The organism is Olleya sp. Ti.3.14 (genome assembly GCF_038154885.1).
In the GTDB taxonomy this organism is placed as follows: Bacteria; Bacteroidota; Bacteroidia; order Flavobacteriales; family Flavobacteriaceae; genus Olleya.
Window position 1 is genome coordinate 16,716 of sequence record NZ_JBAKAO010000001.1, and the last position, 14,167, is coordinate 30,882.

Sequence of the window (14,167 nt, forward strand, 5' to 3'; positions counted from 1 at the left end):
GTGAATACTTTAGATATAAATACTTGGAACAGAAAAGAACATTTTCAACACTTTTCAAAGTTAAAAGATCCCTATTTTGGAGTCACTATACCTTTTGAAGTAGATAACGCTTACCAGTATGCAAAAGATAATAACGTCAGTTTTTTTGGCGTTTATCTTCATGCTTGTATGCAAGCTATAAATGCTGTAGACAATTTAAAATATAGAGTAGTGCAGGATACTATTCAAGTGTACGATACGATACATGCATCTGCAACAATTATGCGAAGTGATAAAACTTTTGGATTTTCATTTATAAATTTTACCGAAGATTTAGATGGGTTTTTAACTAACTTATCTAACGAAGTAGATAGAATCGAAAACAGTCCATCTCTTTTTCCTCCAGTTAATGGTTTAAATTGCGTACACTGTTCAGCAATACCTTGGCTTAATTTTTCAGGTCATAAAGAGCCTGTTTCAGGTGAAATGGACTCAGTACCTAAGCTAGCATTTAGTAAAGTTGTAAAGCAAGATAATAAGTTAATCATGAATGTTGCTATTAATGTAAATCATGCCTTAGTTGATGGATATCATTTAGCATTATTTTCAGAAATGTTTCAGAAAAACTTAAATAAGTAATAAATTTGCAAACTAAGACGACAAGTCAATGAGTTATAAAAATTTTCCAATGGTGTCCAAAGTTATATTTGGACGAGGTAGTTTTAATCAATTAAGCGATATTATAGAGCCTAAGCGGTTAAATACTAGTGCGCCATTTATATTTTTTGTAGACGATATTTTTAAAGGAGATGCGTGGTTAACCTCCAGAATACCTTTGTCATATTTAGACAAAGTGGTTTATGTTTCAACATTGGAAGAACCAAAGACAGAGCAGGTTGATCAATATGTGGAGGATATTATTTTAAACTTTAAAGAACGACCATCTGGTATCATAGGTATTGGTGGAGGTTCTATATTAGATATTGCAAAAGCAGTTGCCATTATGTTAAATAATGATGGTGAAAGTAAAGATTATCAAGGTTGGGATTTAGTTAAAAATTCAGCTGTATTTCACGTAGGTATACCTACAATATCAGGTACAGGAGCAGAAGTTTCTAGAACAACTATTTTAACAGGACCAGAACGTAAATTGGGTATTAATAGTGACTTTACTCCATTTGATCAAGTGCTTTTAGATCCAGAATTAACTAAAGATGTTCCTAAAGATCAATGGTTTTATACAGGTATGGATTGTTACGTACATTGCATAGAATCGCTAAGTGGAACATATCTAAATGCTTTTAGCCAATCTTACGGAGAAAAAGCTTTAGAGTTATGTCAAGAAATATTTTTAAGTGATGATTTATCAGAGCAAGAGTCTCAAGATAAATTAATGATGGCTAGTTGGCATGGAGGCATGAGCATTGCTTATTCTCAAGTAGGTGTAGCACATGCGATGAGTTATGGTTTAGGTTATTTACTAGGTGTTAAACATGGTATTGGTAATTGTATTGTTTTTGATCATTTAGAAGCGTATTATCCTGAAGGTGTTGCTGAATTTAAAAAAATGAAAGCCAAACATAATATAGTTTTACCTCAAGGTATTTGTGCCGATTTATCAGATAAGGACTTTGATGTTATGATTAATGTAGCTTTAAGTTTAGAGCCACTTTGGGAAAATGCAATTGGTAAAAACTGGAAAAAAACTATTACTCATGATACGCTAAAAGCGTTATATCAAAAAATGTAATATGCACTGGTTAGCTAAACTTATATATTTTAAGATAATGGGATGGAAGGTTGTTGGTAATACTAACTTTTCAAAAGATATTATTAAAAAAGCGGTTATTATATCTGCTCCTCATACTAGTAATTTTGATTTTATTATCGGAATTTTATTAAGAAAAGTGACACAGGTCAAAACTAACTTTATAGGTAAACAAGAATTATTTACTTGGCCATTTGGTTACTATTTTAGAGCAGTTGGAGGTGTACCAGTGGACAGAAAAAATAAAGAGAATAAAGTACAAACAATAGCTAAATTGTTTGAAAACAAAGAAGAATTTAGATTAACATTAGCACCAGAAGGTACTAGAAGTAGGGTTGACGAATGGCGTACTGGATTTTACTACATCGCTAAACAAGCTAATGTGCCTATTATTATGTTTACGTTAGATTTTGGTAATAAGCAAAATACTGTTTCAGAGCCTTTTTATCCTACAGATAATATGGAAGCGGATTTTAAATTTATGAAAGCTTTTTTTAAGGATGTAAAAGGTAAGATTGAAAAAAATATATAGTTGCGCTTTTTTTTTTGAAAAAATTAATTTTTGGTACGACATTTGATTTTACTAGTATGTAGTCTAAAATGAAACATAAAGTAAACTATACGTCCCTAAAAAGAAACATTGACCACTACAAACAAAAGCGACTTTAATAAGTAATTAAAGTCGCTTTTATTTATTTAAAATTATAGTAATTAGTTTTTATTTTGAATTTCTTCAATTTCGCAACCAAATAAGCTTTGTTGCATAATTAATTTAGAAACCCCTTCAGGAAGCATACTTTGCCAACCTTCTTCACCATCACAAATCATTTTTAATACTGTTCTAGAAAATACATTTAAAGTGTTAGGATCATAATCTGTAATATCTACAACCTTACCATTATATTTAAAGAATTTGTATAATTCTTTCATTCTAGGATGTACTTTTAAGTTATCACTTGTTGTTAATGAACCATCCTCATCACGCATTGGATAAAGGTATACGCGTAGATCTTTGAAAAATAATTTTCCAAAAGCTTCTAATATACCACCACTTAAATGTCTGTAATATTTCTCGTCAAATATATCTACTAAGTTATTAACTCCCATAGCTAATCCCATTCTACTCTTAGAATATTGAGAGAAGTATTCTACTAACTTATAATATTCCTGGAAGTTAGAAATTAACACTGTATGACCTAAAGAACATAAAAGTCTAGCACGATCCATAAAATCTTGCTCATCAATCTCGCCTTCAGCTCTTAGATTAGATAAAGTAATTTCAAAAATTACTTGAGTATTATCCTCATCTACTTTGTTTTCTTTAATAAACATATCCAATGACTTTTCGTACATGTCAATGTTTACTTTGGTTACTGGTCTAAAACTACCACGTAACGCTAATATATTTTTCTTGTAAAGGACTCTAGCAGGTAACACGTTATTTCCGTCAGGAGCAAACATGACAGCATCTGTCATTCCGTTTTTAACTAGTTGTAAACTCATTAAACGGTTATCTACATCTTTAAATACAGGACCAGAAAAATTAATAGTATCAATTTCTATTTGGTCTTTATCTAAATGGTCATATAAATAACGCAATAATTTTCTAGGTTCATTATACTTGTAAAAAGCACCATATATAAGGTTTGTACCTAAAATACCTAAAGTCTCTTGTTGCAATCTTGCATCATTTTCTTTAAATCGAAGGTGTAATACAATCTCATTATACTCTTCTTCAGCTGGATCTATTTGGTATTTAATTCCAACCCATCCATGACCTTTGTATTTTTTTGCAAAATCAATTGTAGCCACAGTATTTGCAAAACTGAAAAACATCTTATTTGGATTTTTTTCACGATCAATACGCTCTTCAATAAGTTTTATTTCATGAGAGACCATTTTACGTAAACGCGCTTCGGTTACATAACGTCTGTCGTTTTCAATTCCGTAAATGGCATCACTAAAATCTTTGTCGTAAGCAGACATAGCTTTTGCAATAGTCCCAGAGGCACCTCCAGCTCTAAAAAAGTGGCGTACAGTTTCTTGTCCTGCACCTATTTCGGCAAACGTACCGTAAATATTTTCGTTTAAGTTAATACGAAGCGCTTTATCTTTTAAAGAGGGAATATTTTCAAATTCTTTATCTCCTTTTAGCCTAATTTCCATATAAAAATCCCTATGATGTTAAGTTTTACAAAGGTATCAAATAACTATATCAAACAAAAAAAATAACTTATTTTTGTGAGAAATAATCATTAAGTGAAAATAACATTTTTAGGCACAGGAACATCACAAGGAATTCCAGTAATTGGAAGCACACATCCTGTATGTTTAAGTAAAAATCCTAAAGATAAACGTTTACGCGTTTCTGTTATGATAGAATGGGAGGATAGTACGTTTGTAATAGATTGTGGTCCTGATTTTAGACAGCAAATGTTGCATGCTAATCCAGAAAAAATTGATGCACTTTTATTTACGCATGAACATGCAGACCATACAGCTGGTTTAGATGATATAAGACCATTTTGCTTTAAACAAGGCGAATTACCAATTTATGCGCATAAACGTGTTATTGAACAACTTAAAATAAGGTTTGAATATGTTTTTGCCACAGAAAACAGATATCCTGGTGCACCAACTGTAGCAGTTAATACCATTACAAATAAACCATTTACAATTAACAATTTGCCAATAATCCCTATTGATGGCTTACATTATACATTGCAGGTTTTTGGTTTTAGATTTGACAAGTTTGCTTATCTAACAGATATTAAAACCATTTCTAGTTCCGAATTAGATAAACTTAAAAATTTGGATGTTTTGGTTATAAATGCGTTAAGAGAAAAAGAACATATTTCACATTTAAATTTAGAACAAGCGCTGGAAATTATTAACATCATCAAACCTAAAAAGGCCTATTTAACACATATTAGTCACTTATTAGGATTTCATGACGAAGTACAACAAAAGCTGCCAGACAATGTATTTTTGGCTTACGATAAACTAGAAATCACTATTTAAACTATTTATATAAAATGAAGAACAAAATCTTTATGTACCTGTTTATTTTTACATCACTAATTGTGGTGTTTCAATATGTTAATTCTAAAAAAATATTGGATGACAGTGCAAAACGAATGGAAAAACTTAAGGAGAGATCAGTTGTACTACAAGACTCTTTAAATCTTCAAAACGAAGAATTATCTGATTTGACATTATTTGATTTAAGATATAGTCAAGAAGCTAAAGATTATTTTTATAATAAAAAATTGGATAGCGATGTTATGATTCCTTATATCAAAAACGAATTATATAAATTAAATGAAGCTGAAGGTGACCATCCTTTAATACCCTTTGCAGCTTCCGAAGGAAGAAAAATGCAGTTTAATACTATTAAAATGCTAAATCATAGATGGATTATTGCTGATTTTTCTGATGGTAGTTATTGGGGAGAATTACTAATTAAGTACTTTGTAACAACAGATAAAAAAATAGAATTTGAAGTTTTAGACTATTTACTTTATACTAGATAAAAAGTAAGTTGTTTAAACAGAAAAGCCCAAATTAAATTATAAGTTTAATTTGGGCTTTTTATTTTTCGATAAAATTTTAGATTAAGTGTTGCAACCAATCTTTAAACTCGTAAAAATTTTGAGGTGCTACACCATGTCCCACAGGAAACTCACTAAATTGGTTTTTGATGTTTAAAGCCGATAAAAATTTAGGTGCTTTTCTAGCCCAATCTACAGGAATTACTTGATCAACAGTACCATGAGAACAATAGAAGTTTAAATGTTTATAGGCAGAAGCCTCTTTAACTTCAAATATATCTTCATTTATATATCCACTTAAAGCTACGATATTGTTTACTTTTTCTGGATAGGTTAAGGCAACAGCATAGCTTAAAATACAGCCTTGACTAAATCCAAGTAAGGATACATTATTTTTATCTACTGGATAATTAGCTGTAGCCTGATCTATAAAATTAGCTATTAAATCTCTGGATTGTTTTGCTTGCTTATTATCACTCCATTTTCCCTGATCTGCATCAAAATTAATAGCATACCAAGCATTACCATAAGGTTGCATTGGATAAGGCGCTCTCACAGATATTATAAAAATCTCTTCTGGTAATTCTGCAGCAAAACTAAATAAGTCATTTTCGTCACTACCATAGCCATGAAATAGGATTAGAAGTGGAGCATTGTCTTTTAATGACGATGGTCTAGTTATGTGATGTAGGTTAAAGTTTTCCATTAGTTACCAAGTCCTTTAAATAGTTTTTGAAAAATGGGTCCAACAAAAGGGATAGGTTTCATTGTTCCATTAATAGCAGTCATGACTCCTAAAAATAAAAGTGCTCCCATGCTTACCCAAAAAGCAATTGAGATTTGCATATTGTCAAATTGACTAACAAAATAGCCAATAATCATCCATAAAAGACATAAGCCTAAACCTTGTCTGTTATGAAAACTTGTAAATTCGTTTTTCTTTTCGCCATTCATTATTATTGCTATGACGCTACCAATTATGGTTAGGTAGCTAATTACAGCTAATGATTTACCTTCTTCAATTGTTTGTTGCTTCATTGTATTATAATACTATTTTGTTATTTGCAATTATTCCGTATGCTTTTCCTTTTAATTCTTGTCCTAAAAAAGCACTGTTTTTTGATTTTGAAACAATATCAGTTTCCGCGAAAGCGTATTTAATATCTGGATTAAATAACGTTATATTAGCTATTTGACCTTCTTCAATAGTGTTGTTATTTTGACCAAATCTTGCCCTACCTTTTGTAAGTAATTGAATGGTTTTTTTTGTAGAAAATAAGGTGTTTAATGCGCCAAATGCACTTTCTAGTCCTATGGTACCAAAGGAAGCATGATCAAATTCTACTTTTTTATCTTCTATGGTCATTGGATTATGATCACTTGTAACCATATCTATCGTGCCATCTTTTAAACCTTCAATTAATGCATCAATATCTTTTTGTATTCTTAACGGTGGATTAACTTTGTAATTAGTGTCAAACTCTTCCAAAACAGCATCTGTTAAACATAAATTATGGATGGCTACACTACAGGTAACGTCTAGTTTTTTTTGTTTAGCTTCTCTTATTAATGCAACACTTTCTGCTGTTGAAATTGTTGGTATGTGTAGCTTTCCGCCTGCATACTCTAACAAAAATAAATCTCTAGCAACTTGCATTGCTTCAGCTAAATTAGGACTACCTTTTAAACCTAATGAAGTACTAGTTAATTCTTCGTTGACAATACCTTTACCAGAAATTCTTGTTTCTAAAGGAAAAGAGCATACCAATCCGTCAAAATTGCTTGCATATTGTAATGCGATTTTTAACAAATTAGGGTTAGTTATTGGTTTTTTGTAATCGGAAAACGCTACAGCTCCTGCGTTTTTCATATCAAAAAGTTCGGCTAAATCTACACTGTCGCTATTTTTAGTTAAAGCACCAATTGGTAACAAGGTTACTGCTTGATTTTGCGCTTTGGAAAGTACAAAAGCCACATTGGCATTAGTATCTATAATTGGAAAAGTATTGGCCTGTAAGGCAATAGTTGTAAAGCCTGACTTAGCTGCAGTTTTTAGACCATTATCAATTGTTTCGCGATCTTCAAAACCTGGTTCTCCAAAACAAATACTACTATCAAACCAGCCTTGCGATAGGTGTAAGTTGTCTAAACTTATGGTTTTATAATTGTTAGTATTTTCTATGCTTGTAGCAATTTTACTAATCTTTCCTTTTTGAATTAATACGTCACAAACCAGATTATGAAAAGGGCTTGAAGAATCAATTATTGTTGCTGTTTTTATTAAGACGTTCATTTAAAATATTTTAAGATGAGCATTTCTAGAATTAATAAAGCTAATGCCAAAATTACAAACCATTTCCATAATTGGTTAACTTTACTATCGTTATTTATTGAATCAAAAATATTAGCTATTGAGTCGCTAACAGTGATGTTTTTGTAATTATCCAAGTTAATATAGGTTAAATCACTTTCTGACCTATCATAATTATAACTTACATTTTGGATGATTTCGGTTTTGTTTTTTAAATCGTAAACACCAGCTTGTTCTGGTAAATCATTGGTTTTAATAACCACTTTATTATTAAAATAATTTTGCTCTGGGATGATTTTGTTTTCTCCTTTTACTAATGTTAGCACTGCGTCTTGTTGTAAATTAATAGCAACATGGTAATTATTATCCTGTCCAATAGTATAATATAACGTACCTGTATTTAAACTTTGTTTGGCAATGTTGTAAAATGTAGGTACAATTAAATTTATATTTTTAAAATTAGAATTGGTATCGTTTATTGGAGCTGAAAATAAATACAAATTTCCGTTTTGAGACAAAAAGGATTTACCGTCTTCAAATTGTAAAACGTTAGTTGCTTTAACATTATTTTGCGGATAGTAACGTTCTACTTTTGGATATTGAAAATTATCAACGCGTTTTTCAAACACACCATTTGTGTATAATGGATGGCTATAATTTATGGTAGTAATACGTTTTTGTGTAGTTAATAAATCTCCAAAAGGAGTGGTGTTAAAACGTTGTAAAAAGGTATTATAGTCCTTAAGATTACCTTTGTCTGAAGGGATTAAAACAACATAACCTCCATTGTCCGTAAATACTTTTAATGCAGTAGTTAGGCTTTCTGGTATCGTTTCAATTTCATCTAAAATCACTAAATTTTGAGCATCAAATAAACTATAATCTAATGTATTGGATTGTATTAAAGTAAATTTAAATTCGTCTTCCGTAAAAATTCTTCTTAAATAATTACCACCAGAGTTGCTAATCGCTAATATGTTTGTTTTAGTAGGTTTATTAATGTTAAAATATAAGGTGTTATCAAATTGTAATTGTGTGTCATCAATGGTAATTTTTCCTTTTATAATTTGATTATTTGGAAGTGAAAACACAGTAGTACCTTGCCCATTTACTTCAACTGAAGCCTTAGATAGTAAATTATCATTATTGTACAATGAAACCGGAATATTACTAGTTGCTGTATCATTGTTTTTTAAAACTACAGTTAATTCTAAATTATTAGCATCTTGACTAGATACATATAAACTATCAATGGTTGTATTGGCTTTATTTACAGGTTTTAAATTAACTAAATTTAAAGTAGATGTTGAGTCTGAATCAATATTAAAGTCTGTATTTTTTTGCTGGAAATCTGATATAAATATCACATTTTTAAGCGTGTTAGCCTGATTAGAAAACGATTGCTTTGCTTTTAATAAAGCAGCATTATAGATTAATTGTTTAGACGAGTACTCTAATTGCAACAACTCGTTTTTTATTGCTTTTATAGTGGTGTTTTTGTAGCTATCTGTGTTGGTTATAAGCGAGAATGTTTCGGTTTCAGGAATGGTTTCAATTAAATCTTGGATAGCACGCTTAAGTAATTCGCCTTTGTCTCCTTTGGCTTGCATACTAAAGGAGTTATCTAGATAAATAACCATCTCTTTTTTAGCATTAAACGTATCTGTTTTTGAAGTAAAAGGTTGCGCAAAAGCTATAATTATAGCAGCTAAAAGCAATAGTCTAGTAAGCAGTGTTAACCATTTTTTTATGACTGCACTTTTTCTAGTTTGTAATTGGATTTTTTTTAAAACAGCAACATTTGTAAAATACTCTTTTTGGAATTTTCTAAGCTGAAATAAATGAACAATAATGGGAATAAGCAGTAAGAAAAGCGCGTAAAGAAGTTCGGGATATTTAAACTGCATTAATTTTAAAGTTTGTCAAAGATAATAATTGCATTTATATAAAGCCTATTTCAAAATTAACAATTTAACAAAAACTTAGTGTCAAGATTGTGTAACAAATTTTATTTTTGAGCGTCTTCTAAACAAGACCATTAACAATTAAACATAAAACATGAAAAAACTTTTAGTAACAACTATTGCAACAGGACTATTATTGGTTGGATGTAATAGCACAAAAACATCAGACAAATTAGCGTCTCAGTCGCCAATTGTAACCTCTATTGATTTGTCTAAAGTACTTAATGACAAAGCACCTGTAACAATTAATCCAGGTCGTTTTACAGAGCAAACAGTAACGTATAGACTACCTCGAGTTGTGCAAGGGACTTACTCTGTAAGTGATTTTGGAAAATATATAGACGACTTTAAAGCGTTTGATTATAAGGGAAATGAGTTGCCAACAGTTAAAGTAGACACTAATACTTGGACTATTGCTAATGCTACTCAATTAGATTATATTACTTATAATGCTAATGATACTTTTGATCAAGAAGTAACAGGTGGAATAGGTGGAGAGGCTCCTTTTTCTCCAGCAGGAACAAATATAGAGCCTACTAACTACGTATTAAACTTACATGGTTTTATAGGTTATTTTGACAACCTAAAAGACAGCCAATATAGTTTAGATGTTACTGCACCCGCAGATTTTAAACGTACTTCTGCTTTACAAGAAACTGGAAAAACAGTAAGTAAAGATGGCAAATTAGCAACATCAAGTTATTTTGCACCACGTTATTTTGATATTACAGATAATCCAATGTTTTATGGTGATTTAGATGTCGAAGAATTTCAGGTTGGAGATATCAAAATTGTATTAAGTGTATATTCTCCAAACAAAGTGCATAGTGCTGCTAGCATAAAAGAAGTAATGCAAAAAATGATGCAAGCACAAAAAACATATTTAGGAGACGTTAATAGTACACCTCGTTACGATATCTATTTATATTTATCTGAAGGTAAGCCAGAATCACCAAAAGGTTTTGGAGCTTTAGAGCACCACACATCTACTGTAGTTGTTTTAGAAGAAGATATGCCTTTTGAAGCGTTAGCAGAAAGTATGATTGATGTAGTATCTCATGAGTTTTTTCATATTGTTACACCATTAAGTGTGCATTCTGAAGATGTACATTATTTTGATTATAACCAACCAACATTTTCTAAGCATTTATGGATGTATGAAGGTGTAACAGAATATTTTGCAACACTATTCCAAGTGGATCAAGATTTAATTGACTCGGAAGAGTTTTATGGAGATATATTAGGTAAAATTCAAACTTCAGCTAACTTAGATGATAGCATGAGTTTTACGGTAATGAGTGAAAACGTTTTAGACGAACCTTACGCACCACAGTACTATAATGTATACATGAAAGGTGCCTTAATTGGTATGTGTATTGATATTATCTTACGTGAAGAGAGTAATGGTAACAGAGGTATTTTATCTTTAATGAAAGAATTATCTAACAAATACGGAAAAAACAAACCTTTTGAAGATGATAAATTAATAGAAGAAATTACTGCAATGACTTATCCTAGTGTTGGCGAATTTTTAAACACGCATGTTGTTGGTGGTACACCAATAGATTATTCGGTTTACTTTAAAAAAGTAGGATTAAGTTTAGATACTGGAAAAGTTAAAACTAACTACATCCAAAACGATGGAACTTTAATTTTTGCGCCAGATAGAGCTACAATGACTATTCCTTTTAGTGAAGCTGTTAAGGATAATAGTTTTTGGAATGACAATGGTGTTTTACCAGGAGATGTTTTAAAAACAGTTGATGGTAAAGAGTTAACTTTAGCTACAGCACAACAAATTTTAACAGCAATGTACATGTGGCAACCAGGTACAGACATTAATGTTGTTTTAGATAGAAAAGGAGAAGAAATAGTTATTAAAACTAAATTAACTCAGTCTTATACTAACGGAACAAAATTAGTTGAAGATGCTAACGCTACAGATGCTCAAAAAGCAGTAAGACAAGCTTGGTTAAAAGGCTAAATATTTGATAAAAAGTTTGGCATAAAAGTTGAAATGTTTAACTTAGAGAATGATTTACAACTAATTATAAAATCATTTGACTAAACTTAAAAATATATAAAATGAAAAAATTAATTCTTATTGCATTTACCGTTTTTCTTGGAATCAATACTATGATGGCTCAAGACGCTAAACAAATTGAAGATTCTAATTACGTTATACTTTTAGATAGTAAAGTGTTTCATTACACTGCTGATGGTGTTGCACCATTAAAAGGAGATTTAAAACTAAACAACGGAACCGTTGTTAAAAGTGATGGTACATATATTGTGGACCAAAAAACTTTACAATTAATGGATGGACAATGCTTAGGAATGAGCGGTACGCTTTATAAAGATCAAGAGACCTTGACTAAAAAGCTTATAAAGCAGATGAAAAAATCTTAGTTAATCAATTAAGACTATTAAAAAGCCTAATCTAACGATTAGGCTTTTTTTTATTTAGAGATGGTAAAAGTAAAGGTGCTGCCTTTACCAATATCAGATTTTAAAATAATATCTCCATTTAGCTTTTTGACTAAGTTTTTTACAGTAAACAACCCAATTCCAGTGCCTTTATTACCTTTTACATCTGTTTGATTGTTGTTATTAAACAGTTTAAACACTTCGTTTTGTTGCTCTTGTGCTATTCCAATACCGTTATCTGTTACAGAAAAAATATGAAAATTTTTATTTTCAGCATAATTTAAAATAACCTCTGGATTTGGTTTGTTGTTATATTTTAAAGCGTTGTCCACTAAATTTATTAAAATTTGAGTAACAGCAGCTTTATTAATAAATATGTTTTGGTTTTTTGTATTTGTTTTAAATTGTAAATCGTCTAACAGATGTATGCGTTTAACTTCTTCAAATAGCGCATTTAAAGCAATACTTTGTTTATCTTCATTTAATAGCTCGTTAGCTTTATAATGAATTAAAATTCCGTCTATATAATTTTTAAGAGAATCTGCAGATTCTTCAATATAATTAATGTAATCAATAGATTCTTCAGTAAAAACATTACCTTCTTCTTCCTTTAAAAAGGCTGTTAAAGATATAATGTTAGCTAATGGAGATTTTAAATCGTGAGACACGTGACTAGCAAATTTGCTTAAATCAGCATTACGTTCTAATAACTCTTTTTTGGATTCATCTAAAAGCCTATTATTTAATCTTAGATCAAATAAGTTCATGACTTGTTTACCTAAAGTTATAAGGGCTTTTTTCTGAATTTCTGTTAGTTGTCTAGGTTCATGGTCGTAAACACATAATGTCCCTAAAGCTAAGCCATCTTTGTTACGTAAAGGGACACCAGCATAAAATATAGCATTAAATTGATCTATTAAAGGATTATCTTTAAAACGATTATCTTTTCTAGAGTCTTCTACCACAAAAATATCTTGACTTTGTAATATAGCATGACCACAAAAAGAGATGTCTCTTGGTGATTCTTGAACATTTAAACCATGATGAGATTTTAAAAAATTACGGTCTGTATCAAGTAAGGTAATTAAAGAAATTGGTACTTCGCAAATAGTCGCTACTAGACTGGTTATATTATCAAAATCACTTTCTGGTAAGGTGTCTAAAATTTTATATTTTTTAACTTCGGATAAGCGTTCTATTTCGTTTTTGGGAAAATCTGGTACAATCATAAATGGATAGTTCTACTTACATTTTGAAAATGTATGTACGAAAATAATGATATTTTAGTTTTAAAAGATTAAAATTTTTCAAAAACACCTAATCCAAATAATGCAAAATCATATTTTACTGGATCGTTAGGGTCTAATAATCTTAAACTTGCATCTAATTGGGCTAATGCTTTGCCATCATTTTGTTTTCTGTGCAACAATCCTAATTTTCTAGCTACGTTACCAGAATGGACATCTAGAGGACATGATAGTTGAGCAGGAGAAAGGCTGGTCCAAATCCCTAAATCTACGTTTGTATTATTAGGTCTTACCATCCATCTTAAAAACATGTTGATTCGTTTTGCAGCACTATTTTTTAAAGGATCACTAATATGTTTTTGTGTTCGTTGTAGGTGTTCTATTTCAAAAAAAACATGTTTAAAATTATGGATAGAATTTTGCAAACTATCTTTTTCGGCATGTTTTTTAAACACAGCTTCTAAACCTTCATGATTTAAATAAATGTGTTGTAAACCTTTTATAAAAGTTATAAAATCTAAACCATTAAATGTGCGATGTACAAACGATTCTAATTTTTCTAAATCTGAAGGTTCATGATTCATTACAAAATCAAAAGGTGCTTGATCTAATAATTGCATCATTTTATGAGCATTGGTATTTATACTTTTTCTATTTCCCCAAGCAATTGTAGCACTTAAAAAACCAGCAATTTCAATGTCTTCTTTTTTACTAAATAAATGCGGAATTTGTATTGGGTCAGTATCAATAAAATCAGGTTTGTTATATAACTCTACTTTAGCGTCTAAAAATTCTTTTAACTCTTTGTTAGTCATTAATTATTTTGTTATTAATGTTTTATTTGTCAATAGTAAAAGTACTATTATCTAAAGTTTGTATGTTGAAAATTTAGTTAAAATCAAGTTTGAAAATAGGCCAAG

Annotated in this window: 14 protein-coding genes; 7 read left to right on the top strand and 7 right to left on the bottom strand. The window is 30.3% G+C overall.

Annotation, left to right across the window (positions count from 1 at the left end):
* Genes V6251_RS00080 through V6251_RS00090 form a run of 3 tightly spaced genes read left to right on the top strand, consistent with a single transcriptional unit; the run spans nucleotide 1 to nucleotide 2,279 of the window.
* Entirely contained in the window at nucleotides 1–618 is a 618-nt protein-coding gene (locus V6251_RS00080; RefSeq protein WP_341586438.1) for a CatA-like O-acetyltransferase, read from the top strand.
* Nucleotides 619–646: 28 nt separating this feature from the next.
* Nucleotides 647–1,729, top strand: a complete 1,083-nt coding sequence (locus tag V6251_RS00085) for an iron-containing alcohol dehydrogenase family protein (RefSeq protein ID WP_145001570.1) — start codon at nucleotides 647–649, stop codon at nucleotides 1,727–1,729.
* A gap of 1 nt (nucleotide 1,730) precedes the next feature.
* A complete protein-coding gene (locus V6251_RS00090; protein ID WP_341586439.1) occupies nucleotides 1,731–2,279 on the top strand; it encodes a 1-acyl-sn-glycerol-3-phosphate acyltransferase in 549 nt (182 codons plus the stop codon).
* 179 nt (nucleotides 2,280–2,458) lie between these two features.
* On the opposite strand, the gene V6251_RS00095 is transcribed toward V6251_RS00090, so the two are convergent.
* Nucleotides 2,459–3,913 carry a TonB-dependent receptor gene (locus V6251_RS00095; RefSeq protein WP_145001572.1) on the bottom strand — a complete coding sequence of 485 codons (1,455 nt, stop codon included), beginning with the start codon at nucleotides 3,911–3,913 and terminating at the stop codon, nucleotides 2,459–2,461.
* 93 nt (nucleotides 3,914–4,006) lie between these two features.
* On the opposite strand from V6251_RS00095, the gene V6251_RS00100 reads away from it, so the two are divergent.
* Together V6251_RS00100 and V6251_RS00105 are read left to right on the top strand one after the other, a co-directional pair.
* Nucleotides 4,007–4,768, top strand: a complete 762-nt coding sequence (locus tag V6251_RS00100; RefSeq protein ID WP_341586440.1) for an MBL fold metallo-hydrolase — start codon at nucleotides 4,007–4,009, stop codon at nucleotides 4,766–4,768.
* A gap of 14 nt (nucleotides 4,769–4,782) precedes the next feature.
* On the top strand, nucleotides 4,783–5,280 hold the full coding sequence (locus tag V6251_RS00105) for a hydrolase (protein ID WP_341586441.1): 498 nt from the start codon (nucleotides 4,783–4,785) through the stop codon (nucleotides 5,278–5,280).
* Nucleotides 5,281–5,356: 76 nt separating this feature from the next.
* Here the strand turns inward: V6251_RS00105 and V6251_RS00110 are convergent, their stop codons facing one another.
* Genes V6251_RS00110 through V6251_RS00125 form a run of 4 tightly spaced genes read right to left on the bottom strand, consistent with a single transcriptional unit; the run spans nucleotide 5,357 to nucleotide 9,516 of the window.
* Nucleotides 5,357–6,004: an alpha/beta hydrolase gene (locus tag V6251_RS00110; protein WP_341586442.1), complete on the bottom strand. Its 648-nt coding sequence runs from the start codon at nucleotides 6,002–6,004 to the stop codon at nucleotides 5,357–5,359.
* Complete coding sequence (locus V6251_RS00115) at nucleotides 6,004–6,336, bottom strand: hypothetical protein (protein ID WP_341586443.1); 333 nt, start codon at nucleotides 6,334–6,336, stop codon at nucleotides 6,004–6,006. The genes V6251_RS00110 and V6251_RS00115 overlap by 1 nt, the downstream gene beginning before the upstream one ends.
* A gap of 4 nt (nucleotides 6,337–6,340) precedes the next feature.
* Nucleotides 6,341–7,591 (bottom strand): dihydroorotase, encoded by a 1,251-nt coding sequence (locus V6251_RS00120; RefSeq protein WP_341586444.1) that lies wholly within the window; start codon nucleotides 7,589–7,591, stop codon nucleotides 6,341–6,343.
* On the bottom strand, nucleotides 7,588–9,516 hold the full coding sequence (locus tag V6251_RS00125) for a vWA domain-containing protein (protein ID WP_341586445.1): 1,929 nt from the start codon (nucleotides 9,514–9,516) through the stop codon (nucleotides 7,588–7,590). The genes V6251_RS00120 and V6251_RS00125 overlap by 4 nt, the downstream gene beginning before the upstream one ends.
* A 151-nt stretch (nucleotides 9,517–9,667) precedes the next feature.
* Here V6251_RS00125 and V6251_RS00130 point away from each other — a divergent pair, with 151 nt between their 5' ends.
* Complete coding sequence (locus V6251_RS00130; RefSeq protein WP_341586446.1) at nucleotides 9,668–11,557, top strand: M61 family metallopeptidase; 1,890 nt, start codon at nucleotides 9,668–9,670, stop codon at nucleotides 11,555–11,557.
* 101 nt (nucleotides 11,558–11,658) lie between these two features.
* Nucleotides 11,659–11,982, top strand: a complete 324-nt coding sequence (locus V6251_RS00135; RefSeq protein ID WP_341586447.1) for a DUF6799 domain-containing protein — start codon at nucleotides 11,659–11,661, stop codon at nucleotides 11,980–11,982.
* Nucleotides 11,983–12,032: 50 nt separating this feature from the next.
* On the opposite strand, the gene V6251_RS00140 is transcribed toward V6251_RS00135, so the two are convergent.
* Complete coding sequence (locus V6251_RS00140) at nucleotides 12,033–13,229, bottom strand: sensor histidine kinase (RefSeq protein WP_341586448.1); 1,197 nt, start codon at nucleotides 13,227–13,229, stop codon at nucleotides 12,033–12,035.
* Between the two features lie 68 nt (nucleotides 13,230–13,297).
* Nucleotides 13,298–14,062 carry a TIGR02757 family protein gene (locus V6251_RS00145; RefSeq protein WP_341586449.1) on the bottom strand — a complete coding sequence of 255 codons (765 nt, stop codon included), beginning with the start codon at nucleotides 14,060–14,062 and terminating at the stop codon, nucleotides 13,298–13,300.
* Nucleotides 14,063–14,167 lie beyond the last annotated feature (105 nt).

Bases quoted from the DNA above. Each gene is read 5' to 3' on its own strand.
- V6251_RS00105 (WP_341586441.1), top strand. From the start codon at position 4,783: ATGAAGAACAAAATCTTTATGTACCTGTTTATTTTTACATCACTAATT.
- V6251_RS00115 (WP_341586443.1), bottom strand. From the start codon at position 6,336: ATGAAGCAACAAACAATTGAAGAAGGTAAATCATTAGCTGTAATTAGC.
- V6251_RS00090 (WP_341586439.1), top strand. From the start codon at position 1,731: ATGCACTGGTTAGCTAAACTTATATATTTTAAGATAATGGGATGGAAG.
- V6251_RS00145 (WP_341586449.1), bottom strand. From the start codon at position 14,062: ATGACTAACAAAGAGTTAAAAGAATTTTTAGACGCTAAAGTAGAGTTA.
- V6251_RS00120 (WP_341586444.1), bottom strand. From the start codon at position 7,591: ATGAACGTCTTAATAAAAACAGCAACAATAATTGATTCTTCAAGCCCT.
- V6251_RS00125 (WP_341586445.1), bottom strand. From the start codon at position 9,516: ATGCAGTTTAAATATCCCGAACTTCTTTACGCGCTTTTCTTACTGCTT.
- V6251_RS00110 (WP_341586442.1), bottom strand. From the start codon at position 6,004: ATGGAAAACTTTAACCTACATCACATAACTAGACCATCGTCATTAAAA.
- V6251_RS00135 (WP_341586447.1), top strand. From the start codon at position 11,659: ATGAAAAAATTAATTCTTATTGCATTTACCGTTTTTCTTGGAATCAAT.
- V6251_RS00130 (WP_341586446.1), top strand. From the start codon at position 9,668: ATGAAAAAACTTTTAGTAACAACTATTGCAACAGGACTATTATTGGTT.
- V6251_RS00140 (WP_341586448.1), bottom strand. From the start codon at position 13,229: ATGATTGTACCAGATTTTCCCAAAAACGAAATAGAACGCTTATCCGAA.
- V6251_RS00085 (WP_145001570.1), top strand. From the start codon at position 647: ATGAGTTATAAAAATTTTCCAATGGTGTCCAAAGTTATATTTGGACGA.
- V6251_RS00095 (WP_145001572.1), bottom strand. From the start codon at position 3,913: ATGGAAATTAGGCTAAAAGGAGATAAAGAATTTGAAAATATTCCCTCT.